Origin of the sequence: Leptospira limi, assembly GCF_026151395.1 — a bacterium.
GTDB classification, from domain to species: Bacteria; Spirochaetota; Leptospiria; order Leptospirales; family Leptospiraceae; genus Leptospira_A; species Leptospira_A limi.
In genome coordinates, this window is the sequence record NZ_JAMQPV010000001.1 from 1,371,920 (window position 1) to 1,398,558 (window position 26,639).

The 26,639-nt window shown below is 37.8% G+C and carries 25 protein-coding genes; 15 read left to right on the forward strand and 10 right to left on the reverse strand.

Annotated features, from left to right (window positions below; all coding sequences use genetic code 11):
• Nucleotides 1-8: 8 nt before the first annotated feature.
• The 4 genes from flgC to ND812_RS06420 form a co-directional block, all read right to left on the reverse strand.
• Nucleotides 9-470 carry a flagellar basal body rod protein FlgC gene (flgC, locus tag ND812_RS06405; protein ID WP_012387770.1) on the reverse strand — a complete coding sequence of 154 codons (462 nt, stop codon included), beginning with the start codon at nucleotides 468-470 and terminating at the stop codon, nucleotides 9-11.
• Between the two features lie 10 nt (nucleotides 471-480).
• A complete protein-coding gene (gene flgB, locus ND812_RS06410) occupies nucleotides 481-912 on the reverse strand; it encodes a flagellar basal body rod protein FlgB (protein ID WP_100718381.1) in 432 nt (143 codons plus the stop codon).
• Nucleotides 913-1,169: 257 nt separating this feature from the next.
• Complete coding sequence (locus tag ND812_RS06415; RefSeq protein ID WP_265374770.1) at nucleotides 1,170-2,039, reverse strand: sterol desaturase family protein; 870 nt, start codon at nucleotides 2,037-2,039, stop codon at nucleotides 1,170-1,172.
• 113 nt (nucleotides 2,040-2,152) lie between these two features.
• A complete protein-coding gene (locus ND812_RS06420) occupies nucleotides 2,153-3,229 on the reverse strand; it encodes an AraC family transcriptional regulator (protein WP_265374771.1) in 1,077 nt (358 codons plus the stop codon).
• Nucleotides 3,230-3,329: 100 nt separating this feature from the next.
• Between ND812_RS06420 and ND812_RS06425 the strand changes: the two genes are divergently transcribed.
• From ND812_RS06425 to ND812_RS06455, 7 genes are all read left to right on the forward strand, one after another.
• Complete coding sequence (locus tag ND812_RS06425; RefSeq protein ID WP_265374772.1) at nucleotides 3,330-4,454, forward strand: MlaE family ABC transporter permease; 1,125 nt, start codon at nucleotides 3,330-3,332, stop codon at nucleotides 4,452-4,454.
• Entirely contained in the window at nucleotides 4,451-5,218 is a 768-nt protein-coding gene (locus tag ND812_RS06430) for an ABC transporter ATP-binding protein (RefSeq protein ID WP_108959774.1), read from the forward strand. The genes ND812_RS06425 and ND812_RS06430 overlap by 4 nt, the downstream gene beginning before the upstream one ends.
• Nucleotides 5,215-6,162, forward strand: a complete 948-nt coding sequence (locus ND812_RS06435) for an MlaD family protein (RefSeq protein ID WP_108959773.1) — start codon at nucleotides 5,215-5,217, stop codon at nucleotides 6,160-6,162. The genes ND812_RS06430 and ND812_RS06435 overlap by 4 nt, the downstream gene beginning before the upstream one ends.
• Nucleotides 6,163-6,167: 5 nt before the next feature.
• Complete coding sequence (locus ND812_RS06440) at nucleotides 6,168-6,779, forward strand: ABC-type transport auxiliary lipoprotein, LBF_0736 family (protein ID WP_265374773.1); 612 nt, start codon at nucleotides 6,168-6,170, stop codon at nucleotides 6,777-6,779.
• Nucleotides 6,780-6,938: 159 nt separating this feature from the next.
• Nucleotides 6,939-8,126, forward strand: a complete 1,188-nt coding sequence (locus ND812_RS06445; protein ID WP_265374774.1) for a sterol desaturase family protein — start codon at nucleotides 6,939-6,941, stop codon at nucleotides 8,124-8,126.
• Between the two features lie 12 nt (nucleotides 8,127-8,138).
• Entirely contained in the window at nucleotides 8,139-8,561 is a 423-nt protein-coding gene (locus tag ND812_RS06450) for a VOC family protein (protein ID WP_265374775.1), read from the forward strand.
• 3 nt (nucleotides 8,562-8,564) lie between these two features.
• Entirely contained in the window at nucleotides 8,565-9,809 is a 1,245-nt protein-coding gene (locus ND812_RS06455) for a BaiN/RdsA family NAD(P)/FAD-dependent oxidoreductase (protein WP_265374776.1), read from the forward strand.
• On the opposite strand, the gene pyk is transcribed toward ND812_RS06455, so the two are convergent.
• The gene (gene pyk, locus ND812_RS06460; RefSeq protein WP_265359401.1) at nucleotides 9,802-11,238 is read right to left on the reverse strand and encodes a pyruvate kinase; all 1,437 of its coding nucleotides are present in this window, start codon (nucleotides 11,236-11,238) and stop codon (nucleotides 9,802-9,804) included. The genes ND812_RS06455 and pyk overlap by 8 nt on opposite strands.
• 91 nt (nucleotides 11,239-11,329) lie before the next feature.
• Between pyk and ND812_RS06465 the strand changes: the two genes are divergently transcribed.
• From ND812_RS06465 to ND812_RS06475, 3 genes are read left to right on the forward strand one after another with little or no spacing between them, the layout of a single operon-like run.
• A complete protein-coding gene (locus tag ND812_RS06465; protein WP_265374777.1) occupies nucleotides 11,330-12,229 on the forward strand; it encodes a histone deacetylase family protein in 900 nt (299 codons plus the stop codon).
• Nucleotides 12,229-13,044, forward strand: a complete 816-nt coding sequence (locus ND812_RS06470; RefSeq protein ID WP_265358640.1) for a hypothetical protein — start codon at nucleotides 12,229-12,231, stop codon at nucleotides 13,042-13,044. Before ND812_RS06465 ends, ND812_RS06470 begins: the two co-directional genes overlap by 1 nt.
• A 28-nt stretch (nucleotides 13,045-13,072) precedes the next feature.
• Nucleotides 13,073-14,185, forward strand: a complete 1,113-nt coding sequence (locus tag ND812_RS06475) for a SpoIIE family protein phosphatase (RefSeq protein ID WP_265374778.1) — start codon at nucleotides 13,073-13,075, stop codon at nucleotides 14,183-14,185.
• Here ND812_RS06475 and ND812_RS06480 read toward each other — a convergent pair.
• From ND812_RS06480 to ND812_RS06495, 4 genes are all read right to left on the reverse strand, one after another.
• Nucleotides 14,142-15,758 (reverse strand): dolichyl-phosphate-mannose--protein mannosyltransferase, encoded by a 1,617-nt coding sequence (locus ND812_RS06480; RefSeq protein ID WP_265374779.1) that lies wholly within the window; start codon nucleotides 15,756-15,758, stop codon nucleotides 14,142-14,144. The two genes, ND812_RS06475 and ND812_RS06480, sit on opposite strands and share 44 nt — an antisense overlap.
• On the reverse strand, nucleotides 15,755-17,491 hold the full coding sequence (locus tag ND812_RS06485) for a hypothetical protein (protein ID WP_265374780.1): 1,737 nt from the start codon (nucleotides 17,489-17,491) through the stop codon (nucleotides 15,755-15,757). Before ND812_RS06485 ends, ND812_RS06480 begins: the two co-directional genes overlap by 4 nt.
• Before the next feature lie 128 nt (nucleotides 17,492-17,619).
• Nucleotides 17,620-18,075: a putative lipoprotein gene (locus ND812_RS06490; RefSeq protein ID WP_265374781.1), complete on the reverse strand. Its 456-nt coding sequence runs from the start codon at nucleotides 18,073-18,075 to the stop codon at nucleotides 17,620-17,622.
• Between the two features lie 78 nt (nucleotides 18,076-18,153).
• Nucleotides 18,154-20,040, reverse strand: coding sequence for a glycoside hydrolase family 36 protein (locus tag ND812_RS06495; RefSeq protein ID WP_265374782.1), 1,887 nt, complete (start codon nucleotides 20,038-20,040; stop codon nucleotides 18,154-18,156).
• 54 nt (nucleotides 20,041-20,094) lie between these two features.
• Between ND812_RS06495 and ND812_RS06500 the strand changes: the two genes are divergently transcribed.
• Nucleotides 20,095-20,733 (forward strand): ribonuclease D, encoded by a 639-nt coding sequence (locus ND812_RS06500; RefSeq protein WP_100718397.1) that lies wholly within the window; start codon nucleotides 20,095-20,097, stop codon nucleotides 20,731-20,733.
• Nucleotides 20,733-22,100 (forward strand): DNA repair protein RadA, encoded by a 1,368-nt coding sequence (radA, locus tag ND812_RS06505; RefSeq protein ID WP_265374783.1) that lies wholly within the window; start codon nucleotides 20,733-20,735, stop codon nucleotides 22,098-22,100. Before ND812_RS06500 ends, radA begins: the two co-directional genes overlap by 1 nt.
• Nucleotides 22,101-22,158: 58 nt before the next feature.
• On the opposite strand, the gene ND812_RS06510 is transcribed toward radA, so the two are convergent.
• Nucleotides 22,159-23,028, reverse strand: a complete 870-nt coding sequence (locus tag ND812_RS06510) for a polysaccharide lyase (protein WP_265374784.1) — start codon at nucleotides 23,026-23,028, stop codon at nucleotides 22,159-22,161.
• Between the two features lie 221 nt (nucleotides 23,029-23,249).
• On the opposite strand from ND812_RS06510, the gene ND812_RS06515 reads away from it, so the two are divergent.
• The 3 genes from ND812_RS06515 (at nucleotide 23,250) to ND812_RS06525 (ending at nucleotide 26,516) form a co-directional block, all read left to right on the forward strand.
• The gene (locus tag ND812_RS06515) at nucleotides 23,250-24,362 is read left to right on the forward strand and encodes a lipase family alpha/beta hydrolase (RefSeq protein ID WP_265374785.1); all 1,113 of its coding nucleotides are present in this window, start codon (nucleotides 23,250-23,252) and stop codon (nucleotides 24,360-24,362) included.
• Nucleotides 24,363-24,453: 91 nt separating this feature from the next.
• The gene (locus ND812_RS06520; protein WP_265374786.1) at nucleotides 24,454-25,491 is read left to right on the forward strand and encodes a hypothetical protein; all 1,038 of its coding nucleotides are present in this window, start codon (nucleotides 24,454-24,456) and stop codon (nucleotides 25,489-25,491) included.
• A 113-nt stretch (nucleotides 25,492-25,604) separates the two neighbouring features.
• The gene (locus ND812_RS06525; RefSeq protein ID WP_265374787.1) at nucleotides 25,605-26,516 is read left to right on the forward strand and encodes an esterase/lipase family protein; all 912 of its coding nucleotides are present in this window, start codon (nucleotides 25,605-25,607) and stop codon (nucleotides 26,514-26,516) included.
• Nucleotides 26,517-26,639 lie beyond the last annotated feature (123 nt).

Sequence of the window (26,639 nt, forward strand, 5' to 3'; positions counted from 1 at the left end):
ACCGAAACTTACGCCCTGCCGATCTCCATGGCTTTGTTCATCATGGCTTTGGAACCATTGATGAGTTGGACATTGGCCTCGTAAGAACGGGAAGCAGAGATCATATCCGTCATTTCTGTGACGATGTTGATATTCGGCAGTTCCACGTATCCTTTTTTTGGTCCTGTTTGGATGGCATCAGGGTGAGTAGGGTCGTAAGTCAAACGAAGAGGGCTCATGTCCTTCTCAATTTTCATCACCTTGACCCCTTTCCCTTCGCCAGGAGCCACTCCAAATGGATACACAGGGCTTTTCCATTGGGTGCGGAGGTTAATCGGTGTTAGGATGACGCGGTCACGTCGAAATGGGCCATCTCCATTGGTATTTCTCGTAGTTGTGGAGTTAGCAATGTTATTGGAGATCACATCCATTCGGAGTCTTTGTGCAGAAAGACCTGTGGCAGAAATATTAATCGAATCAAACATACCCATCGTTTACTCCTTAATTGGTTCTCATCACAATGTTAAGCAAACGGTTGTTTTGGTTTAACCGATCAATCATGATATTATAACTCATTTGGTTTTGGTTGGACTCCACTACTTCCTTTTCGATGTCCACATTGTTTCCATCTGGTCTCATCGTGGTGAGGTAATCCAAATTGGTTTTTGGTTTGGCATCGCGGTAGTCGAGAGGTTTAAAAAATTCTATATGACGGTCGTTTGTGATTTTCGTTGGAACTGCTTTGTCTTTTTCAATTTTTTCAGATTCAATCGCACGTTTTAACATGGATTCAAACACAACTTCGGATCGTTTGAAATTAGGAACATCCGCATTGGCAATGTTATCGGAGATCACCTTTCGTCTTTGTGTCGCCGCGCCAAGCCCTCGTTCCAATAGGTCTTGAGTTTTCATGAAATGTGTTGCTTCAAACATATTTCTCTTCCTCTCTACTTTCCCTTTCGGACGGTTTTCCTTCCTCCTAAAGACATTTATGTCACGTTTCGATGATTTTTTTTGGGCGGCCCCGATGATTTCTAAGAACCGAATCGGATCGTTAGCAGGGTCGGGCTCTCCCTGCAATCCTCCCGAAAGTTACCCTTGTAAAATTAAATCCTTACACTGGTACCCGGGAGGGATTTCCGTTCGATCCCTGCCGCAGGCTTGGGGAGGGGAATCAAATATGATTTTATTTAAGAGACAACTAACCCTGATTCCGTTTTGATTTTCCCTTTCCTTTCTCTTTCACTCTGCTTTTTTTCCCTCTCAGCTACCACTTGTTCGAAGTAATCTTCGTAATAAGGAAAGTTGGTTCCCATCACTCGGTCCCATACATTGAAATACAATGAGTAATTTCCATGGAACTTTTGGTGGTGGAGGTTGTGGTGAGTGGAACTATTGATCCATTTTGTGATCGGGTGTGATGCCCATCCTTTGGGAAAAAATTCATACCCAAGGTGCCACCAAATATTGAGGATCATCGCATAAAAGGTGTGGAACAGAACTACATAAAAATGAACCGGCACAAACATTACAAAAGGGACAATATAAATTGCTTCTAAAAATGCTTCTGTTGCTTGGAACCTGTAAGCAGCCAAAGGAGATGGATTCACAGATTGGTGGTGTTCCGAATGTACATGTGGGTATACTTTTTTCAAATGAGCAAATCTGTGCATCCAATAGAACCATGTCTCATGCCAAACCGTGATGAAGAAAAAACTGATAAAGAGATAACTGATTTCCCATACACCTGAAACAGATCCAAAGTAAACTCCACTCGGAACTATTTTTGCTTTCATCAGTGTGATGTTTGTCACAGCCACCATGGTGAAGACAATGAGAGTGACAGCAGATTGGCGAAACTCTTTCCAAACTTTTTCTGCTTTTGGGTAAAGTTTTTGGATTCGATACGTTTCAAAAAAATCCTTTCGCCAAACATAGAATAGTAGAAAAGCCAATCCTGCAATGGGATAATAACGAATAAAATTTAAAATGCCCTGCATAAACCCAATTTTGGTTACACAATCAAGAACCAATTCACACTGAACGGGACCACCAAACATACTTTTCTCCTGACCTAGTTTAGACTAAGACTAGCATACACTGTATTCTCCAGGGAATCGACCGAATCGGTCAATTCGGAATGAAAAATGCTTCCGAATCGGTCCGTTCGTTTTTATTTTTTTAGATTCTTGCGATATTCACTCGGGCTTTGCCCTATTTCCCGTTTGAAGGCATCATAGAATGTTGATTTGGAAGGGAATCCAACTTCATATGCAATTGTGAGAATGTTTTTTTCTGGATGGTTTGCAAATAATGATTTTGCTTCGTTGATCCGGTAATGATTGACTAAATGGAAAAAACTTTTTTTCACATAAGAATTTAGAAATTCAGAAAGTTGGTGTTCTGACAAACTCATATGTTTTGCCAATTTTACCAAATTAATCGTTTCATCTAAATATACTTTTTTTGTTTCCATGAGAAAATTCAAACGATTGTGAAGGTCTTCTAAGTTAAAAGATCCCAATTGGGATGTTTGGTATTTTTTTTCTTCAATGACAATCCTTTGTACCTCACCCCAAAGTTCAGGGCTTTTTTGTCGCAATAGGTAAATACTGATGATCAGGCAAGATAAGAAAAAGGACACGATTTCCAATCCATGTTTTGCATGGAAAAATAAAGTATAGACTCCAATTGCACTCGCCAAAGCACCAAAACCAACAACGAGTCCCACCAAACGAAGGTGAGCTGATTTTTTGAATGATTCCCATCGAACGTAATGAACCATATGGGAAAAAACATAGTATGCAGAATAAAAAATAGGTAAAACAGCTAGTACGATGATCAGTTGGAATTTAAGAGGAACTCCATTTTGCAAATAAGAATTGTGAATTGTAATTTTAGTTTCAGCAGAAGAAAGGTAAAATGGAAACATCAGTATAAAAACAAAAATTGCAGGAGTCAATTCCCAAAAGGAAAATCGATTTTTATCTGGGTTCTCATTCCAAAGTTCCGAAAAATATTGTTTTAATAAGGAACCTATACTTGCAGTGAACGGTAAATGAACCAAATAAAAATGTGGATAGATTTGATACAGTTCGGTACTTGCTAAATAGGTGTGAGTTTGGAAAAAGGCGACAAATAAAAATAACAATCCCTGCACTTTGGTCTGCCGACTCGCATTTGTCCTAAGGAATTCGCCAATGGCAAATAAGAAGGATAAACCTGCTGAAAATGCAATCAGTTGGATCATAAAATTGCCCATAAATATAGAATGATCTAAAGAATGCTTTAGAATGTAAAATAAAATCACTTGCCTAGTGTTCGTTCCGAATTAGTTTTACGTTTGAAACGTGGAATCTAACCAAAGACAATCTTCATTTTTGTGGGAAGGAAATACCTTAGAAATTCACTTACCCGAGATTTTTAATACAAAAGAAGTTTCAAAAGATTGGGTTACCTTTTTGGAGAGTCTCACCAAAAATACTCCCAGAAATATCTCAATATTTGCACAAAATTTAAAAGAATCTGATTCATCTGGAATTTCATTTCTAAAATTAGTAAGAACAGAATGTGAATCTAAAAAAATTCAGTTCGCCTTGCATGGGTTAGATGAAAAATTCAATTACCGACTCAATATCACAAATGATGATAGCAAAAAATACCAAGAACAATTTGCAATTGCCCTTCGCAAATCAGAACAAATTGGAAAACTGACCATCGATTCCTTATTGGAATTCAAATATTTAATTACATTTACTGGTGAACTTACTGTTTCCTTTTGGCGTTCTTTTTTACACCCATCCAAAATCCGCTGGAAAGATAGTTTCCGTGTAGCGGAATCCATGGGAGTCAATGCGTTTCCCATCATTGCCATGATTGGATTTTTACTGGGACTCATCATGTCTTTCCAATCTGCCATTCCGATGCGGAAATTTGGAGCTGAGATCTTTGTGGCAAACCTAGTGGGATTGTCTTTATTCCGTGAACTAGGCCCCCTAATGACAGCTTTTATTCTATCGGGAAGGTCTGGTTCCGCCTTTGCTGCAGAACTTGGAACCATGAAAGTATCAGAAGAAATTGATGCATTGACTACAATGGGTCTACCTCCCGTACAATTTCTCATCATCCCAAGGCTTGTTGCCTCTCTCATCGTCACACCTCTTCTTACCATTGTCTTTAATTTATTTGGTCTCATTGGTGGAGCAGTTGTGCTTGTGAGTTTTGGATTCCCTCTCGTTACGTTTGTAAACCAAGTGAACATTGCCGTTGGGCTTTCCGATATTTTAGGGGGACTCTTAAAATCTTATTTTTTTGGAATGATCATCGCTTCCATTGGATGTTACCGAGGCTTAAAAACAGCATCAGGAGCTGGTGCTGTTGGTGAATCCACCACATCAGCAGTGGTAGGTTCGATCATATTAGTTTCCATCTTAGATGGAATTTTTTCCGTCCTATATTTTTACTTACGCATATGAAAGAGAAACCAATTATTCGTGTCGAACACCTAACAACTGGATATGGCCACTCTGTGATCATGGAAGATATATCTTTTGATGTTTATAAAGGAGAAATTTTCGGGATACTAGGTGGTTCTGGTTGTGGAAAATCAACTGTGCTTAAGAACATGATTGGCTTAACCAAACCTTTTAGTGGAAGGATTTGGATCGATGAGGATGACATCGTTCTTGCAGAAGGCAAACAAAAAGTCGCAATCTGGAACCGAATTGGTGTGATGTACCAACAAAGTGCATTGTTTGGTTCCATGTCTCTTTTAGAAAATGTACGACTGCCATTGGAAGAATTTACAAACTTACCATTACCCATCATGAATGAGATTGTCATGACCAAATTAAAAATGGTAGGTTTGTTTCCATTTGCACATTTGAGTCCTTCTGAATTATCAGGGGGTATGAAAAAACGAGCTGCCATCGCGAGGGCTATGGCGATGGATCCTGAAATTATTTTTTTAGACGAACCAAGCGCTGGCCTTGATCCCATTACCAGTGTCGAACTTGATTATTTAATCATCCGTTTGTCGAGAACCTTAGGAGTTACTTTTGTGATCGTTACACATGAATTACCATCAGTGTTTACAATGGCTGATCGTGTGATTGTGTTAGATAAATCTAAAAAAGGAATTATCGCCGAAGGAAAACCGAAAGACTTAAAAGAAAAATCAAAAGATCCTTTTGTAAGACAATTTTTCAATCGAATCCCACAGGAGAGTGCTCCCTTATGAACCAATCCAATAAAATCTATTTTAAAGTTGGAATTTTTGTTTTAGTTAGTTTTTTTACTCTAATCCTTTTTCTCATCGTATTCACGGCTGGGAATATTTTCCAAAGGTCAGTCAGTTTAGAAACTTACTTTGATGAGTCGGTACAAGGTTTAGATATAGGATCGCCTGTGAAACACAGGGGGGTAAAGGTAGGAACCGTCCAAGAAATTACTTTTGTACAAAATGAATATGCAGACAAACTAAACGAAGATACGGCTCTACGTTATGGAAGGTATGTTCTCATTAAAATGTCAGTTCCTGATTTTGTGAAAGGTGTATATGGGAACGATCTAAAAAAGACTGTAGAGAGAATGATCCAAAGTGGTCTTCGTGTACGTCTCGCCTCACAAGGGTTAACGGGCACTGCGTATTTAGAAGTCGATTATTTGAATCCTGAAAAAAATCCTCCTTTATCCATTGAGTGGGAACCAAAAACAGTATATATTCCATCAGCACCAAGTACTATCTCAAGATTTACAGCTTCAGTTGATAAGTTTTTTGATAAGGTAGAAAAAGCAGATGTAGACAAAATTCTAATGGGTGTTGGTGATTTGATCAAAAATTTAAACCAAACGATTTTGGACGCAAGACTTGGTGACCTTTCTAGGGAAGCAACTTCATTACTTGTGGACTTACGGAAAACGAATGGAGAAGTAAAAGCACTCATCGCAAGCCCAGAAACTCAAAATCTCCCTAAAAAACTAGACCAATCAGTTTCACAATTACAAACAACACTCAAACGATTGGATACATTACTCGCAGCAAACCAAGGTGATATTTCTACTTCCATTGAAAACTTACGAATTGCCTCAGAAGACTTAAAAGAAGTAACTTCAAATGCGAAAAAATACCCTTCCCAATTTTTATTTGGAGATGCACCAAACAAGTCTAAACTTTGGAAATGATTTTCATGAAATTTTTGATCCGCATATTTACCGTTAGTTTATTTAGTATTCTATTTACCCAATGTTTTGGTGTCAGTAAAACGTTTCCAGAAAAAAGATTTTTTCTAATTGAGACAAATGATACAAAACAGTTGTTTTCTCCTCCTAAACCAAGAACCTTTTTTGTGCGAAAAGTATTTATCTCACAAAGATTTGAAGGAAAAGAGTTTGTTTACCGAAGGGACAATGCCGTTTATGAATCTGATTTTTATAATGGATTTTTCATTCCTCCCTCGCATAACTTCAAAGAAGAATTTTCGAAATCACTGATACAATCAGGGAATTTTGAATGGGATGCAAATTTACACACAAGATTGAATGTAACTCATTACATTGAACTAAATTTATCTCAATTGTACGGAGATTTTCGATCCAAAGAACCAAAAGCCGTTGTGGAATTTGAAGTTGTTGTTTATGAAGATATGAATAGTATTTCTTCACCAGTGTTTCGAAAAACATACAAACAAAATAACACAATTGAAAAAAAGGATGCAGAAGCACTTGTCATTGGATGGAATTCAGCTCTCAATAACGCATTCACAGAATTGAATATAGATTTGAGTAAACAATTAAAATAATTTCCATGTTCGTTATTGAGTTGGTATCCCATTCAATAACGAACGCGATCTTTGGGGATAAACGTAAAATTAAATTTTAGGCAAAATAGAAAATCCTAGGAAAGGTACTTGCTTTCATTTCTTCTTTCTTATCGATAGGTACATCGTTAAGGTAAGTGTATGAGACTGATTGAATCTATTGTTCCTTTTTATTTTTTACTCATGATCATCGAGATTGTTTATACTCGAATCAAAAAAAAGGATTTCTATTATTTCGAAGACTCACTTGCTGATTTGAGTTTAGGTGTTTTAAGTCGAATCTTTGATGGTTTGGTATTACTTGGTCTTGTGTTCGTTTATGATAAACTCTATCTCTTATCCTTTGGTGTAGAAACACTTTCCAAATTCTATTTAGCTCCATCTTCCATTTTGCATTGGTTGGTTTTATTTGTACTATTGGACTTTTTGTTTTATCTTGCCCACCGATATAGTCATGAGATTAAAATTTTGTGGGCATCTCACGTAGTCCACCATTCCAGTGAAGAGTTCAATTTGTCCGTAGCACTTAGGCAGTCTTTTATCAGAAATATCGGGATAGGTATCTTTTATTTGCCTATTGCACTTTTGGGTTTCCCTGTTGAATCTTATTTGATCATCGATGCACTCAATCGCACTTACCAATTTTGGGTTCATACTCGTGCGATTCATAAATTGCCCAATTGGTTTGAAGCGATATTTGTCACCCCATCGCATCACAGGGTACACCATGCGATGAATCCAGAATACATTGATAAAAATTACGGTGGCGTATTTATTTTCTGGGATAAAATTTTTGGAACCTATTGTGAAGAGACGTTTGAGCCAAGATATGGACTCACAACACAATTACATAGTTATGATCCCATTAATGCCAATGTGCATGTATTAAAAGATTTATTCTCGGATTTGATTCATACTAAAAATAAATGGCAAGGGATAGTTTCCTTTTTTTCCTATCCATCTGTTCGTCCCGATGATTTACAAGTGGTGATGGACCGAGGTGTCAGAGATCCTAAACTGTGGTTGTCACACCATTATTTAGAATTAAAAAACAAGGTACATAACCCAGTCTATCATAAACCATCAGGAACTATCTTGTATCGAGTGTTTTTGTTTATTCAATTTGTATTCCCTTCGGTTCTCACTTTGTATTTCTTAAAACGTATGCACTTGTACAGTCTTTTGGAAGTATCATCTGTATTTGTTTTGTTAGTTTTTTCGTTCTATTCCCTAGGAAAATTATTAGAAGGGAAAAAAGAGTGGCTTTCGGTTGAATTTCCTAAGTATTTCTCTTGGCTATTTCTGCTCTTATATTTTTTTAAATCATAGAAGCACAAAACTATGAAATATTTACATACGATGATTCGTGTCCAAAATTTGGAGAAAGCTCTCCATTTTTTTGTGGATATATTGGGCTTGAAAGTTTCACGCCAGAAGGAATACCCAGAAGGTAAATTCACTCTTGTATTTTTATCCACTGGAGAAAATGACAGTTCCGAAATCGAACTCACTTATAATTGGGATCAGTCCGAACCATATTCAGTAGGTAGGAATTTTGGGCACCTCGCATACGAAGTTGAAAACATTTACGAAACTTGTGAAAAAATCCAATCGATGGGAGTTGTTATAAACAGACCACCTAGGGATGGTCGTATGGCATTTGTTAGATCACCTGATCTCATTTCCATTGAGTTGTTACAAAAAGGAAATCCTTTACCTCCGAAAGAACCGTGGATTTCTATGCCAAATACGGGAGAGTGGTGAGGTTTGGGTAAAAAACCCAAAATAGCGATTATTGGCGCAGGTGCTTCTGGATGTTTTGTCGCCAACCAATTGTTTGATGTTTTCTCTGGAAATGTTTCCATACAAATTTTTGAGAGGAGTAAAGAACCTCTCGCCAAACTTCGTGTTTCAGGTGGTGGCAGGTGTAATGTAACACACCAATTGTTTGAACCCGAACAGTTATCTCTCCGTTATCCGCGTGGCCAAAAAGAATTACGATGGGCATTTGAAAGGTTCCAACCAAAAGACACAATCGATTGGTTTGCCAAAAGAGATGTGACTCTGAAAGCAGAAGCCGATGGTAGGATGTTCCCAACTACAGATAAGTCAGAAACCATCATCGATTGTTTTTTAAATGAACTAAAAAAAAACAAAATCCCAATTCACTTCGAACAAGGATTAGTTGGAATTTATAAAACGGAAAAAGATTCCGAATCATTTCGATTATTATGGGAAGGTGGTAGAGAGGAATTTTTTGATGCCGTTGTCCTTGCAACAGGTTCAAACAGAAAAGTTTGGAGTATGATTGAAAAACTGGGACATTCGATTATAAACCCAGTGCCTTCTTTATTCACGTTAACTTTAGAAAATACCGATTTGATGGAATTAACTGGGTTGGTTGTACCCAATGCAGAAATTAAAATTTTACCAAAAGGAAAACCTCAAAAAGGACCAATCCTCATTACCCATTGGGGTCTGAGTGGTCCATGTGCACTTCGGCTCTCGGCTTGGGAAGCAAGGACTTTATTTGAAGCCAATTACCATGTTGAATTGTCTGTAAATTGGCTTGGTGGTGAATCCACTCAATTTGTTGAAGATTTGTTTTTGAAAAAAAAAGAAACTTCGCCAAGTGAAAAAATTTCGCAAGATCCTAATTGGAAATTACCCTCTCGATTTTTTGATTGGATATTAAAAGAATCTGAAATTCAGGCAAACAAACGTTATTCGGATTTGAGTAAATCAGAGATTAGAAATGTATCTTTAAACTTAACACAAAAAAAATTACAAATGGTTGCAAAAGGTGTTTTTAAAGAAGAGTTCGTGACTGCTGGTGGAGTGAACCGAAAAGATATCCAATTCCAAACGATGGAAAGTAAGGTTTGTAAAGGATTGTATTTTGTGGGTGAAGTGATTGATGTGGATGGAATCACTGGTGGATTTAATTTTCAAAATGCTTGGACGACAAGTGTCATTGCCGCCCAAGGAATTCGTAAATCATTCGTTATTTGATTTTGTGAATCTGGATAAAATCAACTGTCTGTGCCACTGAACCAGGAGCACCTGACAAAATCACAACCGTATCTCCCGATTTTAGTTTTCCTTCTGATTTTAAAGTTTTACTCATAAAGGAAATCATATCAGGGAACTTATCCATCATAGGCATCACATAGGATTCAACACCCCAAAACAATTGCATCTTTCTTGCTGTCCCTAAGAAGGGAGTAAAAGAATAAATTGGATTGAGTGGACGAAACTCAGATGATAATAAAGAAGAATAACCTGACCTAGTAAAGTTGATAATGGCTTTCGCATGTATGGATCTGGAAATTGATTCTGCAGCACTTCCAAGAGCCGTACGTTCCACTTCAAATTCGGAACGGTCCATACTCCTTAAGTGTGACAAATAAATTTCAGATTCTTCGGCAGCTTGGATGATGCTTGTCATCGTTTTAACGGTTTCAACGGGATACTTTCCAGAAGCAGTTTCACCAGATAACATAACTGCATCGGTTCCATCCATCACAGCGTTTGCCACATCACTTGCTTCGGCCCTTGTTGGTCTTGGATTGTCGATCATTGTCTCTAACATTTGTGTGGCGGTGATCACTGGTTTCCCTCTTTGATTGAGTTTTGTGATCATTTCCTTTTGGATGATAGGGACATATTGAGTGTCAAGTTCTACCCCTAAATCACCTCTTGCTATCATGATACCATCACAATGGTCGATGATTTCTTCGATGTTTTGAATGGCTTCCGGTCTTTCTATTTTTGCGATCAGTCCTGCGTAACTGTCTTTCATAAATTGGCGTGCCATTTCTAAATCACTAGCTCGTCTAACAAATGATAACGCAATATAATCAACTCCCAGTGAAAGTGCAAATTGTAGGTCTTCAATATCTTTTTCTGAAAGGGCAGGTGCAGAAATGGGTGTGCCTGGTAAATTGATTCCTTTATTGTCTTTTAAGACTCCTCCAATTACCGTTTCCAAGATGGCTCGTTCTTTTGTTTTGGATTTTACAACAAACGCAAGTTTTCCATCATCGATGAGAATTTTATGTCCAACATCAATATCGTTCAGAATGTACTGGTAGGTACATCCGATTTCTTCTTTGGTTCCTATAAAGTCTGCTTTGTTATTGATGGCAATTTGGTCACCCGACTTTAATTCGATTGGTCCTGTGCCCAATTTCCCTGTGCGTATTTTTGGTCCCTGTAAATCTGCTAAAATCCCAATTGATTTTCCCGATTCTTGTTCACATTCACGGATTAATTCGAAGATCTCTTTGTGGTAATCATGAGTGGAATGGGAAAAGTTCATCCGAGCGAGGTCCATACCTGCATAAATTAAATTCAGAATGGTTTCCCGATTCGCTGAGGCAGGTCCAATGGTACATATAATTTTTGTGCGTTTTTGAGGGATTTTATCGTCTACCGGCATAGACCCAAAGCTTGGCTTTTTTGATTTTTCCTGCAAGTAAATTGTATGGATTGAATTGACTTGTGTCATTTTTCGCGGAAATATCAATTTAATGGCATCAAATGCACTCGCTCTCATTTACCATTCTTCGTACAACCTCGAATTACCTGGTCATGTTTTCCCTGCACATAAATACTCACATCTTTATAACCGTGTGAAAAGGGATCCTGTTTTTGCATCCTGGGATATCCTCTTACCTAAAAAAGTAGATGATGCTGATTTAGAGTTAGTTCACACCAAAGAATACCTCGATGATCTATTTAGTTATGAACATACGACACGTACAATGTATTCGGAATTACCGTTGAATCGAAGTATTGTGGAAAGTTTTATGTATGGAGTGGGAGGGACAATGTATGCGAGTGTTCTTTCCGACAAACATCAGTTTGCTTTCAATATGGGTGGAGGATACCATCATAGTTTTCCAGATAGAGCTGAGGGGTTTTGTTATTTGAATGATGTTGCGATTGCCATTCGGAAACAAAAGGAATCTAAACCGAATCTAAATGCATTAATCATTGACTTAGATTTACACCAAGGGAATGGTAATTCGTATATTTTTCAATATGATGACAAAGTTTTCACATTTTCGATGCACCAAGGCAATCTTTACCCTAAGAAAGAAATATCTAACTTAGATGTAAATTTGGAAGCAAATATAAAAGACGATGAATACCTTTCCATTCTCGATACTTCATTAAATCAAATCCGAAAGGATTTTGATGCAAATATCATTTATTATGTTGCAGGGGCTGATCCTTATGAGGATGATTCTCTTGGAGAACTAAAAGTATCCATGAAAGGTTTAAAAGAAAGAGACTTGATGGTTAAAAAATTTGCTGAATCACTTAACATTCCTTGTGTTGTGACTTTAGCTGGTGGTTATGCAAGAGACTTTCGTGATACTGTTGAAATTCATTTTAATACAATCGCTGCATTTGGTGAAAAATAATGGGAGTTTTTTCTTCTACAGACAAAAAGAAAAACCAATCTGATTGGTTAAATTTAGATGATTTGTCTTTAGTAGATGTATCTAAAGAACTAAATACTTCCTTAAACATGGAACCCAAACTTTTTAATCGTTTCACTCATTATGAAGTAGAACAGTTGTTAGTAAGTTCGGGAATGATTTCTGCTGTAGAAAAACGTGGTTTTCTCAATCCCATCATTGAGCTCGAAATTCTCAATGACTTTGACAATCGTATTTATATCAAAACTGAATCAAAAAAGATTTTAGTTCACACACGTCTCAAAGTTTCACAATTCCAATTAAAAGGTGATGACGAACAGTTCCCAATGATCTATATAGATTGGTTACTCACTCAAAACTTAAATTTTGAACCTGGTGATATTAAAAAGGAATTGTACTTTGGACAGGAATACCCTGGACTCAATGTTCTCAATGAGTTTACGGATTTTATTCGTGTACTTTCAAAACGCCTTGGAACATCAGGTGCATTTAATGTTCCTGAATATTTCCATGACGCTGTCTTGTTTTCCCGAAAATTTCGTTTCATTGATCCTGAAAAAGAAGGTACATTTCGTGCGCTCGTTAAAAATTTTCGTGGCACAAACCTTCGCAGTTTATCCTCTCAAATCCATCAAAACAGAGTTCAATATGAAAATGGTGAACCTTATGAATGGAAATATGGGGAAATGATTTCTTGTACGGACCCCTATCTTGAAAAAAAAGTTTTCCATGAATCCTATTTCCGACGTGTGGATGAGGTAAAAGAAAAACTAAAATTCCGATTGGTCTCAAAATAACCGGATCAAATTCCGATAATTATAGTAGATGTCCGAGTATTCTTTCAAACCTGAAATTCTCATCATAGATGATGATACCGAAATCTGTGAAACATTAGAATTAATTGTAAATGGTTTGGGTTACTTTGTTCGATACTTCACAAATCCCTTACAAGGATTGGAATACTTTGAAAGGGAAAAAAATCCAATTGTATTCTTAGATGTCAACATGCCACAAACTTCTGGTTTGGATGTATTACCTAAAATCAAGGCTATCGATTCCAAAACGCAAGTGTTAATGATGACGGGGGAACATGACATTCAAACTGTTGTTTCCTCATTGTATCACCGAGCATCGGATTTTATTTTAAAACCATTTCATACAAAATCGATTGAAGCGGCAATTTCAAGGGCATTCGAGTATTATAATTTTTTAAAAGATAAAGAATCAATGGACGAATCGATCAAACGTGATCTCAGGCTCGCTGCCAAAATTCAGTCCAAAACAATGAATTTACCCGTATTAAAACGAAAAATCTATTCTGAAATCAAACCAGTTAGTTTTGTATCAGGAGATTTTTTTCAAGTCATACCACTCGATGAAAACAGAACCTTAATCCTTATGGGAGATATTGAAGGTCATGGTGTGACATCGGGACTCATTGCAATCCTTATGACTACCATTCATAAAGAACTAGCTCGTACAACAACGATTGCTCCGTCACAATTATTGTCTCGTTTGAATCGTGAGTTGTGTAATGAAATTGGCACTCATAGTATGACGGCGATTAGTATCGTAGTCGATCATATTGAAAAATGTATTACGTATGCAAGAGGAGGACATCCTTTTCCCATTGTTTTCCAAAAAGACAGTCGAGCTCCCTTGATCTTACAGGACCAATCAGGGCAGATACTAGGGATCTTAAAGGAAATGGAATTTGCAGAAAATAAAATCCAGGTTGAAGTAGGAGATATTTTATTTTTGTATTCGGATGGACTCCTTGCATCAAGCACTCACCCTCTTGTGCAGACACTTGTGCAACTGCCAGGTGGTGAAAACCGAATTGATGCAATGAAATCAGAAATTTCGAATTATATTCAATATTTGGAAACTTCTTCTAAAGCTTCGGATGACATATCTTATTTGCTTCTAGAGATTTGAGATACAATACATTCGTTTTGGTTGCTTCAGTTAGGAAATTATTTAATTTCTCTTTCGATTGAAATGTCCCTTTTAAAAAACCTTCTCTCCAATTTAATCTATGAACTTTCATCGATTGTATGAGTGAGTCTTTTTCTTTAAAATCACATAACTGATTCGTAATGTATTCTCCCTTGAAAAATAAAAAATCACCCTTTGCAAAAAACTTCTTCTCTTCCTTCGGTAATCTTTGGATGAACGCTTGATTTTCAACCGAATACTTTGTGATCGCTTTTTTTGTGATTTGCCAAACTAATTCATCTTTTGGATTCGTTTTTGAAAGTTCGATAGCAGATACCAACACTAAAGTTACATTGAAGAAAAGCAGAGGAACCCACTCCACAGGTACTTCTTTTTCTGAGTTCCAATATAAAAATGCCAAAACTGTAATTGGCAACCAATAGAATCCCATTAAATCCCAATCCGCAGGGAATCCTAATTGTGGATTGTGTAAAAATCCATGTAGGATAAAGGCAAAGGTTGTAACGAGTAATAGTTTATGGTTTGGTTTTTGGATAAACTGATTCCATTTTTCTTTTTGAAAACGCCATTGATAAATGAGATAAAAAGAACCAAAAGAAACATTCCAATAGAGTACAGAGAAAATCTCTTTGATGTGATTAGTTGAAACCCAACGTTTGATGGGATAAAAAGGAGGATGGATGAGGTGTGTGCTATTTCGATCAACGGTTGGATCATGGAATAGACTAAAATAGACAAACCAAGGGAATAGAATGATGGATCCAAGCAAGGTACATATGACTAGGTGTTTGAGTTTTTTCTCTTTTGGCGAATGGAAAATCCATAAATAAACAAGGCATATCACCAAGTACCCCGACACCAAATGGAATAACATCGATAAGGAAACTATGATTGTGCTACCATATAGTAATAGATCACTATCTTTGGGATCCTTTGCATATTGATTTAAGAATAGATAGAGAACTAAGTGTGTCGCTGTGACTAATGTATAGTTTTCAGCATACCCGAAGGTAAGTAAAATCCCACCTGAAGAAAGTAAAACTAAAATAGAAAGGTCTTTTTGTTTCTTTTTTCCTAACCATAAAAATCCAGAAAGAATCAAAATCCCTGCTAGATAGGAAAGGATTTTGTAAGACAGGATCGGGTCTTCATCAAATTGAAAATACGAAAGAGTACTTGTGAGTTTGCTATGTAGGATACTTTCTAAAATTTCATCTAAAGTGAATTGGAATCCAAAAAGTTTTGTTTCTAAAAGATTGGTTTCGAGGAGTAATAAACCATCTCCCCAATTTCGATTGCGAATTGGAAACCATAACATCAATAAAAAATAAAAACCAGCTATACTCCAGTTTGGTGGAACAAATCTTAAAAAACGGTTTTGCTTAAAAATTTCCTTTCTTATGAAAATTAGGACAATCGTTTGCAAGAAAATAAAAAATGATGATATGAATAGGTAAGTGTTTTGATCACTAGGTAAAAACCAAGGTTTGGTGGGAAGAAACGAAGTGAAGAAAAGGAATAAATACGGTATGTAGAGGAATAAATAGTTCATTGTGACTCGTTGTGGTAATATTCTTTTGGAATTTCTTCTGCTGCTATCAATGGAAAATGACCCTTACGGATATTAAAGAAAAAAAGTTCAGGTAGGCTATAAAAGATTGTTTCCGTTCCTTCAGAAAAATTTCGACCTTTATCAATTGGTGACTTGATGATACCGATTCCCGTATAACCCAAACCATAAACAATATTGGCAAAACCCAAAATAGGCCGACTCCAAATGGATTCTTCAGTAAAAAATAAAAACGAATGGTCCATAGGATTGGATCGGTATATTTTTGAAGTAGGGACAAATCGTTCTATAATGTATTTCTCTTCCCAATCTTTGAGATTGTTTCGTTTTAAATTGCGGTAAGATGGATATAATTTTATTTCCTTTGTATAATTGTCCGAACCCAATTTTTTTGCAGCTATTGATGGAATAAAATTGAGACCAAAAATTGAATTTGATAAAGGATCCCAAAACGTTTCTCCTCCAATTTTTCCATCTGGAAACATTAAATTCAAATAATAAAATAATTCATTCGTGCAGTTCTGGAATACCAAATTGTATGAATACAATTGTCGGATCTTGTTAGTATAAATCTCTGCCTGGTTTTGAGATTCTGCAACCTTTAACTCAGATTTTTTATATTGAGTTTTATCTGTATCAATGGGGTACGGATTGTTTCCTACTAGATTAAATTCGATGCCTTCGGTGTATGTTTTACCATCCATAAAACTTTGGTAATGTGATAAAAAGGTTTCCCAATTATAAAATTGAAGCGGATGGTAACCACTGAGAAAATCCTTTCGTTTTTCCATGAATAGAGTTGCGTATTCATTCTGTTTGGTGTTAATGACTGCAATCGGAAGTTCAGTGAATTCTAAATAAGAGAATCCGGTAAAATTCTTTTTAGGGAATACAATCAGTTTCCTATCAATAGATTTCTGTAGATACAAAACACGAAGTAATAAGGTTAACTCTTCCCAATCTTGGCATTCGTTGGAAAGGATGCAGGATTTTAATTCTTTGATGAGTTTGGATTGGTATCCTTTCCAAATAAGGATTTCTTCATTTGTGAGACTAAATTCTTTTCCTTCGAGTGTGACAAATGCTTGTTCATATAATAGAACTGGATTTTGTAAAAACATTCGAATAAAGAATTTACGTTCCCATTGGATCATTTGATTTGTACTCGTTTGGATGGTTGATACAAGACGAAGGGGAGAGGATGTATCTGGCAATACAATCGTCTCACTTGTGTGACCGGAGGTTTTATCTATTATATCGGATTTCAGTTGATCCAGTTGGGATTTGATTTTTTTGAGTTCTTCTTTTTTGAAGTGGAATTGTTTTGGGATGGGAGAGTTTGGGTCTTTGATATTCGTAAAGTATCCAAATCCAATTCTAGTATTTCGGAACTCGTTTTCTTTTTTTTGTGGTTCGTTTAATTCCCAATCTTCTTCTAATATTCTTTGGTTTTGGATATGTGTTTCTTGGACCAAATAAAGTTCATTCCATTTTTGGCGTAAGGTTTGTTTGGCGGAAGGTGATAAGTTCCATTTGTAAAATTCAATATTTCGATTTTCAATGACTCCGTATTGGAACCGAAAATCATTCCAATTTTCTCTCACAATATGAAAAATTTGGTCTTCAAAGGAGTATTGTAAGTGGTAAACTCGGTCTCCTAAAAGGAGAGCAGAATGGCCTCCACTGGATTGTCCAGAATTGGAATCAATGTACAAAAAGCCATATTCATTTGATTGATTTGGTGTTGGTTTTGAACTTACAGGGAATGAAAGAGTGAAAAAAATGCAGAGAAGGAAAAATGTTTTTGAAAGGGCGGAAAACTTCCGCCCAAAAGAGAAGTGAATTATAGGTTGTATCCTTTGGAAACAAGTTTAGCAACGGTTACATTTTGTTTGGAAATGTCTTCTGTTACCAATTTTATTTCGGATGGAGAAAGGTTTGCTTGTTTTAAACCTTGTCCAATGGCAATGTAAGTAGATGGATTGGATCTCCATGCAACTACACCATGTTTTTTAGCAATCAAAGAGAGTTGGTTTTCTAATTCTTGTTTTTGGTTTTCGTAGCGAATTTGTAAAGCAACACTTGCAATGATATCTTCTTTGTATTCGTTCATTGCTTTTTCTTTTTCACTTTCAGAAATAGAAGAAATACTTTTTGAAATCGATTTTACAAGTGCAGAAGTAGAATCAGATACTGAAACTCCTAAACGGCTAACACTTCCTGAAGCGGAATCTAGAATAGAACAATTGTTAACTGAAATGAACAATGCCATTGCAGATAACAACGTGAAAATTTTCATGGAACGCATAAAAAACCTCTTACGTCGAATTGCAAAGATTATAAGTTTTTTTCAAAACACGTCAATGAATTTTCTTTCCTAAACAGAAACCACTACAGAACCAAAAGCCGGTAAAGTTGTTTCAAAACCACCATCCACAGGTTGTAAATCCACACGAGTGCCAGTCCAAAAGTCAAGGAATGGAGCTTTCGTTTTGACTCCTGGTGGAAGGTTAATCCTGACTGTTTTTTCTTCTTCTGTTGGATTCCAAATGCCTAAGTATCCGCCTGGGTTATAAAGTGCGAGAGGGAATTCGTTTTCAAAGATCCCAATGGGGATGGGAGTGTATGCTTGGCATTCTCTGTTCAATTGGAAGGCTTTTTTTAAGAGGTCCAATCGATCGGTTTCTAGTTTTGTCAAATCATCCGAGACAAGTAACATACCACCTGACACTGCCATGACGGAAGCCATCAGTTTTGTCTGAGCCTCGTTCATCTTGTTCTTTTTCTTTCGGACAAGCAAACAATCTGGATCATTGAGCCATAAATGTCTATGCATGGATGATCTTGTGATATCGTTTATGAGAGCTTTTTTTGTACAAAGAGCATTTCGATCTTTTAAAAAGATTCGGATTCTCTCTGGATTCCAAAATGGAGCCACATCACAAGAAATTCGCATACCATCAAAAAATCCGATGGATGGTAACATTGGTGCACCACATCCCAATAGGAATGTATTTTTCCCTACAATTTTACGAATGAGTTCTAATGCATTTTGGTAACGTGCTTGGGGAGAAAGTGTTTTGTTGTACACGTCACCGGGAAGGAGTCCAGCATACAAAAAATCAAGTTTCAAGTATGGATAACCCCATTCTTTCACAATTGTGGTGAATACTTTTTCTATATAGGCAAGGGCAGTGGGATGAGTGATGTCGAGTGCGTATGTGTAACCGCGTCCCCAAAGTGGATTGTACAATGCGGGCACTGGTTTTCCATTTTGGTCTTTGAGGATAGCTTCTGGGTACTTACGAAAAAATTCTGACTTTTTTCTGACAAGGAATGGAGCAAGCCAGATCCCTGGTTTGAGTCCAACTCGTTTGATTTCGTCAGCAAGGATTCTCATACCACCTGGAAATTTTTCATTGGGTATGAGCCAATCTCCAATTTCTTTTTGGTAACCATCATCGATTTGGAAAAACTCAAATGGTAAATTTAGCTCTCTAACCTTTGTTAAGTTGTCCAAAATGGTTTTTTGGTCAATATTGGTATAATAATAATACCAAGAACACCATCCCGTAGGAACTTTTTTTGGTAAATTAGTTGGACCTTCTTTTTTACCGAGTTCCTCGAAATATTTTAATAACTTAGTTTCAGGTGATCCTTTAAAAAACAAAACTTTGATTTTAGAAATATTGAGTTTTGCGTTTGGACGTAAATCAGGTAGGCAATGGATATCATAAATTACTTTAACGGAAGTTACATTCCCTTCGTTTCCAAAAACCACTTCGAATTTAGTTCCAAATTCACCAGCTTCTAAAGGCGCATATAAAACACCATTTTGGTTCTCTTGGTTATAAAGAAGAGTGAGGTATTCTGAGATAAATTTTCCCACTTTCGATTCATTTTTGGAATAAACGTTTTCTTGGGAATAATGTAGGAATGATAACAGTGGTGGTCTGTCTGTATCCGTACTTTCCACTTTTCTTGCAATGGACCAGGACTGGTATCCATGTTGGAACATTTTGAATCCATTCCCAGAAGGAAGGTCAGTGAGTTCTAACTCGAGATGGTCGACAGAAAATCCAACCTCAGGCCTTGTACTCTCCCGCCATATCAATTTGGGACTTAGGACAGTTCCCAGTTTTGAGTCTTTTGTCGTAGTGAGTAAAAGTTCGAATTTTTTACATTCGGATTGGAAAACACCTGCTTTCACAGGGAGGAAATTGGAAATGGTGACGGAATTATGAACTCTATATTGAATTTTCATCTTGGAAAAATCTATTTGATGATTTTGTTAGGGTGGTTTCCATAGTAAGCCATTATGACCCAAAAACGTTCAACTATAAAACCAGTCGTTTTACAAGGAGATCTGAACGAAGATTTTTTTGAAGCCTTTAAAAAGGATGACCGGTTAGCAGTCGATTGTGAGATGATGGGGCTCAATCCCAGAAGGGACAGGCTTTGTGTCGTTCAAATTTCCGATTCAAAAAATAAAGTCGCTTTAGTTCAAATCCTCCCTGGCCAAAAAGAAGCCCCTCATATCCAAAAATTATTCGAATCAAAAGACATTACCAAAATTTTCCATTTTGCTCGTATGGACATGACTTTCCTTCGTGCAAGGCTCGGTATCAAAGTACAAAATGTATTTTGTACCAAAATCGCAAGTAAATTGGCTCGCACTTATACCGATAAACACGGGTTAAAGGAACTGATCAGAGAGTTTTTTGAAGAAAACATCGACAAAAAAAACCAAAGTTCCGATTGGGGGAAAAAAATCCTCACCAAAGACCAAGTAGACTATGCTTCCACTGATGTCAGGTTTTTGATTTCCCTCGAATCTATTTTGACCGAAATGATGATCCGTGAAAACCGGTTTGCCATTGCAGAAAAATGTTTTGGTTTTTTAGAAACACAAGTGGAACTTGATTTACTCGAAGTGTACAATCTCTTTGAACACTGATGGCAAAAAAACAACTCCCACAATACCAATGTAAGGCTTGCGGAGATACATTTAGCAGGTGGGCAGGCAAATGTCCGTCCTGTGGTGAATGGAACCAAATCGAGGAAATGACGAACACTTCCCAAGGAAGGTTTGATTCTCCCATCAGCACAAAACCAAGAGACAGAAAGTACACAGAACCAAAGTCCATTGGTTCGATTGTAAGTGATGTCCACACAAGGACTCTCACTGGTTTTAGTGAACTTGATTTGGTACTCGGTGGTGGGATTGTTCCAGGTAGTTTGGTTTTAGTTGGTGGTGAGCCGGGTGTGGGTAAGTCTACACTAGTATTGGAGATTGCGAAAAACATTGCAAACCAAGGCACAGTTTTGTACATCTCGGGAGAAGAATCAGCATCACAAATTGGCCTTCGTGCCAAACGGATGGGAGTAGATTCTAAAAATATCCTTCTCTCATCGGAAGTGTATGCAGAGAACATTTCGCAGATGATTACGGATTTACAACCAAAAGTTGTTTTTATCGATTCCATCCAAACTATTTTAAAAGAAAGTCTTGTGAACCAAGCAGGAACCATTACACAACTCCGTGAGTCTTCCCAAGTTTTTTTAGAAACCGCCAAACGTACTTCAGTTCCCATTTTTCTCATTGGTCATATTACAAAAGAAGGCCAAATTGCGGGTCCAAAAGTTTTAGAACATTTGGTGGATACTGTATTGTACTTTGAAGGTGATAGATTTAATTATTATCGAATTTTAAGGGCTGTCAAAAATCGATTTGGAGCAGTGGGAGACACTGCGATATTCGAAATGGTTCTAGGTGGACTCAAACAAGTCCTCGACCGCCACCGTTTGTTCATCTCTCCCGAAACTGAGGAAAGGTCAGGGAGTGTTTTATCTTCTGTGATGGAAGGATCCCGCGCCATCAGTGTCGAAGTACAAGCCCTCGTCACCAAATCAGCGTTTGGCCAAGCGAGGCGTATGGCAGAAGGACTGGATAACCGCCGAGTGATTTTACTTTCTGCGGTAATTGAAAAGTATTTGGGACTTCCACTTTCAGAGTCGGATATCTTTAGTAATTTGGCAGGTGGGCTCAGTGTTGACGAACCAAGTTTAGACCTTGCGATCACAGCTTCGATTGTTTCTTCTTTCCGAGACAAACCAATCTCACGAGAAACAGGTTATTTAGGGGAAGTGGGACTCTCAGGTGAAGTGAGAAGTGTTGGCCAAATCAGTTTGCGAATTAAAGAACTCGCTGGAATTGGGATCAGTCATATTTATATCCCTCATGGCAATTGGAAAGAAGTGGAAGGTATGTTTCCTTCCATCCAACTTTCTCCCATCAAACATTTACAAGAACTAGGTTTATAAACCAATTCTATCTTTTGTCTATGAGACAATGGAAGATTTGTTGTCAGAAAATATCAGTTTAAGGGCAAACACTCACTTCTTGGATGCGTAAATCATCATTATAAATAGAGCCAGAACTCAAAGTAGGAGAGGCATACAATCCAAAATGTGCTTGTTCCAATACTCCACATCCCCCCGAAACATTTGCTGTTGAGACTAAAGTTGTATCCACCCAAACCTTTGCAGTTCCTCCTTGTGGAGAAAAATCCAAACAAGTTGTTAGTTTTTTCCATTGCCTTCTTGGAAAACTTAGATTTGTGACTTGGTATGTATGCACATTTTGGTTATGCACTGGAACATGCATGAGGTATACATAATCACTCGCATCAATATTCACAAGAACCACCCTCCGCCATAAATCAGTGGGATCTGCTGAATACGTGGCAAAACTAAACCAATCTTGGTTACTCGTTAAATCCATATCTAAATAGACATACAGTTCAATTAACACTGGGGTTTTAAAACCACCTGACGCTAGTTTGTTTAGTTGGATCGTGGGGTAACCTCTATGGTTACAATTTTGCGGATAAAAACAAGTGGGTCCAAGTCCTGAAATATTTGCTTTGTGTGAATAGGTTCCGGTTCTTTTTTGTTCCGTACTTTGTCCATGGGTTGCCACTGATTGGTAGGGAGAAGGAACACTATAAAAGTTTGAGAATTCACTTGTGGATTCAAAACTAGTTTGGAAAATCCTTCCGTTTTGCGTTTTATTCAATTGTTCACTTGTGCAAATGATTGATGTGGAAGCTTGGTAGGCTAGCGCTGTGCCAGCTAACAGATTTAAGGTCTCGTTATCATTTTTTTTTTGGCATTGGAAAAAACTGAGACCAATAAGGATGCATAGTCCCACAGCTAGTTGGAAACGATCAGTGTACGTAAAAGTTTTCATGTTCGTTCTCTCATTCGACATAGACGGATCGAATCCATCCATTCCGACAGACTTGGGGATTCCCTCTAGGCGTACCCCTTGAATGTGTCCCAAATCTGTCAAAAATGATAGTATAAGTACTTAATATGTCATAAAATATTAAAATGACCCAAATTTAACACAATTAACTTGACTTTTTTCCTACAACTGGAATACATCTGTAGATTGTTCAGAGGTGATTTATGAACTCTAAAAAGAAAAATCTTGTTTGCCTCCTCGCTCTTTTGTTGTTCACAACAGGGGTACATGCAGGCGCAAGAAAAACGGTATATCCAGTTGTGTTCGCACATGGATTGTCTGGCTTCGACAACTTACTCGGATACTACTACTTTGGTAACGACTACGGTACTTTCGTGGGTGATCCATGTGACGAGTTTTTGGAAACAGCGTGTAACGGTAGCATAAGCTCCAGTCAAAAAGCGTTAGCTGCAAGTGTGGCTCCCTTCCAATCTTCGGAAGTTAGAGGAACACAACTAGCAGATCGCATTCAAAACTATATGACCTCCACGGGAGCAACCAAAGTGAATATTATTGGTCACTCACAAGGTGGAATTGATGCAAGAAAAGCAGCGGCTGTATTAAGAGCACGTTATGGTCGACAAGTTGTCCATGCTCTTATCTCCGTATCAAGTCCGCATAGAGGATCTCCTACTGCGAAGTACATCCTTGATTTAGGCCCAGGTGTGACATCAGTCATCGATGCACTTGCTAAATTATTCGGAAATACGATTTACGGTTCTGGAAATGATGGAGTTGCTGCAGCAAAACAATTAGTTTATAATGATTATTCCTCTACAGATGGGATCACCACTGGAATGAAAGCATTTAACACGAATTACAACGTAAACACAAGTAATGCAGCATATTGGGGATCGATCATCACAGCACAAGATAGCATCAATACAAACCCAGCGTTGTACCTTCTCAAAGAAGGATTTTACAACATTGATGGTGATGGTTATTGCCTAGATGATTGTGATAATGATGGTGCAGCTGGAAAAGGTGATGGCACTCGTGGTAACAATGACGATGACGGACTTGTTGGGATCAACTCACAACAAATGGGTGATCGTTTGCAATACAACGAATGTGCACTTTGTTTCGACTGGATCACAGTGAATACAAGCCTTGGTTATGTAAGTAACTTAAATGCTCCAACTTCTGCACAAATGACTTCTAAGTCTTCTGTCGTAAGCCAAGACCATTTAGATGTGGTTGGTGTTCCACCAGATACATTTGATGAAGAAGAATTTTATGCTTCTATTTTAGATTTCATCGTCTCTAAAGGCGGTTAACAACCTCTTTGGCAGTAAGAACCAATCTTACTGCCAATTTCCTTTTAGTCCTAACAAATCAAATTTTAAACTCCATTCCTTCATTTAGAGTATGTTTCAAAACAAAAAAATTTTATACACAGTCCTCACTTCTCTCATCCTTCTCTTTATCGGTATTTTGATTTTACGTCCAGGAAAGGACAAAAACCAAAAAGACTTTGAGAAAATCCTAAACGAAGGAAAAGTCGCCGAATCGATCGAACTACCAAATTTACCTGAAGATTATGCTGATCATAAATTAATGGAGTATTCGATTGAAGAAATCGCAAGGATCCTCCAAGAGAAGTATGGCAAAAATATCGATAACCCTGCCGCTCAAATTGCCATGATTGAAGAGTTGATGAAAGACCTTCCGAAATTGTATCCAAATGATTGGGTGAAAGTTCTCAATCAAATTTTGGGTTACGCCTTCCCTGACAAAGCATTGGAACTTCTTCGAATGGCTGAAAACCTTTATAATTACAATCGTTTCAGGGAATCAAACATGAGTAAGGTGGGGCTCATGTCTGATGACGCTCGCCGGGCAATGATGTGGAAGGAGAGGTATCGCCTCTTCGGAGAAAAAGCCGATCAGATCTGGGCCATGGAAAAAAAGATGACGGTAATTGGCGACACACTCAAACGCATCAAAGAAAGCCCTGCAGGGAATTTGGATGCCAAACTCAGCAATTATGCACAAACCCTTAAGGAACAGTTTGGCAAAGAATACCCACGTCTCATGGAAAACAAACGCCAACAACTCACAGAAGGTTTTATGGTTTCTGTCCAAAAAGACCTAAAGGTGATGTCTTATGGCGAGAGAAAATCGGCTCTCCGCGAAATCCGCCAAACCATGGGAATGGACCAAGCTGCTCTCAACCGTTGGGACGCTCTCGAAGAAGAAAGGGAAAAAAACTGGCAAAACCAACAGAAGTATGCTGAAAAACGCAGCCAACTTTCTACCAAAAAAGGGGGAATGACGGCTGAAGATGAAAAACAATTGGATACAATGAGGAAACAACTCTTCGGGGAAGAGGCAGATATCATCAAAAATGAGGAAGCAAGTGGGTATTACCGTGCTTCTGACGAGCGCACCTACGGTGTAAATTAGGTCTTTCCAGGAACACTGTTCCGAAACAATTGCCATATTTGTGCCATAAAGTATTGACTTATGGCATTGGTATGGGTTAATTTAGCCAAAAACATAGAAAGTTCAGGTGATATATGAAAAAGAAAATCGTAATCGGGTTTTTAGCAACCCTTCTCTCCTTCCCCACATCAGGTCTGTTTGCTGGTCCTTTGGATGGCCAATGCATCGCACTTGTTCACGGGATTTTAGGATTTGACGACACACAAGGACTCGCTGGTGGACTCGTTAAGTATTGGGGAGGCCTAGATGGTTACCTCCGTAGCCAAGGCGCGAAAGTCACAACACCTGGAAGTTCTGCTACAAATTCCATTCCTGTTCGTGCAAGCCAAATCCAATCTGCTGTTTCGACTTGGATGACAGCAAACGGTTGTTCTAAGGTTCATTTGATGGGACACAGCCAAGGTGGACTTGTGATTCGTTATATGGTTTCTAACCTTGGATTTGCTGGAAAAACACAAACTGTTACAACAATTAACTCCCTTCACCAAGGGGCACCGATGGCTGACATCGTTCTTGCAGCGATTCCAAGTTGGTTACAACCTTTTGCAAATTCTGCACTTGGTTTACTTGCAAAACTAGTGTACCGTGACGGTCGTCCTCAAGATGCGATCGCAATGGGAAAATCTCTTACTGTGAGTTATGTAAAAACATTCAACGCAAATTCACCTAACAATTCTGGAATTAAATACTATTCTTACGGAAGCCAAATGGCATGGGCAGACCTCATCCAACACCCTATTATGGCACTCACTCACCCAATTACTTGGGCAGGTGGATTGTTCTACGGATTAGGTGGAGGAAATGACGGAGTGGTTCCATTGAATTCTCAAAAATGGGGAACATGGAAAGGAACTCCTTCTTCTTATTGGTTTGCAACAGGAATTGACCACCTGCAAGCAACTAACTTGGCATGGAGTGGACAAAACTACTATGATGTGCAAGGACATTACTTAAACATCGCTAAGAACGCAAAAGCTGGATTATAATTATATCCACTCAAAGGAAAGGCCGATGGTGTTCTACCGTCGGCTTTTTTATTGTACGCAAAATCCCAATCTTCTATTCTTCTTAAATTTTTAAATGTTCCCCAAAGGTTTTTTCGATACTAC

Bases quoted from the DNA above. Each gene is read 5' to 3' on its own strand.
- flgC (WP_012387770.1), bottom strand. From the start codon at position 470: ATGGGTATGTTTGATTCGATTAATATTTCTGCCACAGGTCTTTCTGCA.
- flgB (WP_100718381.1), bottom strand. From the start codon at position 912: ATGTTTGAAGCAACACATTTCATGAAAACTCAAGACCTATTGGAACGA.
- ND812_RS06415 (WP_265374770.1), bottom strand. From the start codon at position 2,039: ATGTTTGGTGGTCCCGTTCAGTGTGAATTGGTTCTTGATTGTGTAACC.
- ND812_RS06420 (WP_265374771.1), bottom strand. From the start codon at position 3,229: ATGATCCAACTGATTGCATTTTCAGCAGGTTTATCCTTCTTATTTGCC.
- ND812_RS06430 (WP_108959774.1), top strand. From the start codon at position 4,451: ATGAAAGAGAAACCAATTATTCGTGTCGAACACCTAACAACTGGATAT.
- ND812_RS06435 (WP_108959773.1), top strand. From the start codon at position 5,215: ATGAACCAATCCAATAAAATCTATTTTAAAGTTGGAATTTTTGTTTTA.
- ND812_RS06440 (WP_265374773.1), top strand. From the start codon at position 6,168: ATGAAATTTTTGATCCGCATATTTACCGTTAGTTTATTTAGTATTCTA.
- ND812_RS06445 (WP_265374774.1), top strand. From the start codon at position 6,939: ATGAGACTGATTGAATCTATTGTTCCTTTTTATTTTTTACTCATGATC.
- ND812_RS06450 (WP_265374775.1), top strand. From the start codon at position 8,139: ATGAAATATTTACATACGATGATTCGTGTCCAAAATTTGGAGAAAGCT.
- pyk (WP_265359401.1), bottom strand. From the start codon at position 11,238: ATGCCGGTAGACGATAAAATCCCTCAAAAACGCACAAAAATTATATGT.
- ND812_RS06465 (WP_265374777.1), top strand. From the start codon at position 11,330: ATGGCATCAAATGCACTCGCTCTCATTTACCATTCTTCGTACAACCTC.
- ND812_RS06470 (WP_265358640.1), top strand. From the start codon at position 12,229: ATGGGAGTTTTTTCTTCTACAGACAAAAAGAAAAACCAATCTGATTGG.
- ND812_RS06475 (WP_265374778.1), top strand. From the start codon at position 13,073: ATGTCCGAGTATTCTTTCAAACCTGAAATTCTCATCATAGATGATGAT.
- ND812_RS06480 (WP_265374779.1), bottom strand. From the start codon at position 15,758: ATGAACTATTTATTCCTCTACATACCGTATTTATTCCTTTTCTTCACT.
- ND812_RS06490 (WP_265374781.1), bottom strand. From the start codon at position 18,075: ATGAAAATTTTCACGTTGTTATCTGCAATGGCATTGTTCATTTCAGTT.
- ND812_RS06495 (WP_265374782.1), bottom strand. From the start codon at position 20,040: ATGAAAATTCAATATAGAGTTCATAATTCCGTCACCATTTCCAATTTC.
- ND812_RS06500 (WP_100718397.1), top strand. From the start codon at position 20,095: ATGACCCAAAAACGTTCAACTATAAAACCAGTCGTTTTACAAGGAGAT.
- radA (WP_265374783.1), top strand. From the start codon at position 20,733: ATGGCAAAAAAACAACTCCCACAATACCAATGTAAGGCTTGCGGAGAT.
- ND812_RS06510 (WP_265374784.1), bottom strand. From the start codon at position 23,028: ATGAAAACTTTTACGTACACTGATCGTTTCCAACTAGCTGTGGGACTA.
- ND812_RS06515 (WP_265374785.1), top strand. From the start codon at position 23,250: ATGAACTCTAAAAAGAAAAATCTTGTTTGCCTCCTCGCTCTTTTGTTG.
- ND812_RS06520 (WP_265374786.1), top strand. From the start codon at position 24,454: ATGTTTCAAAACAAAAAAATTTTATACACAGTCCTCACTTCTCTCATC.
- ND812_RS06525 (WP_265374787.1), top strand. From the start codon at position 25,605: ATGAAAAAGAAAATCGTAATCGGGTTTTTAGCAACCCTTCTCTCCTTC.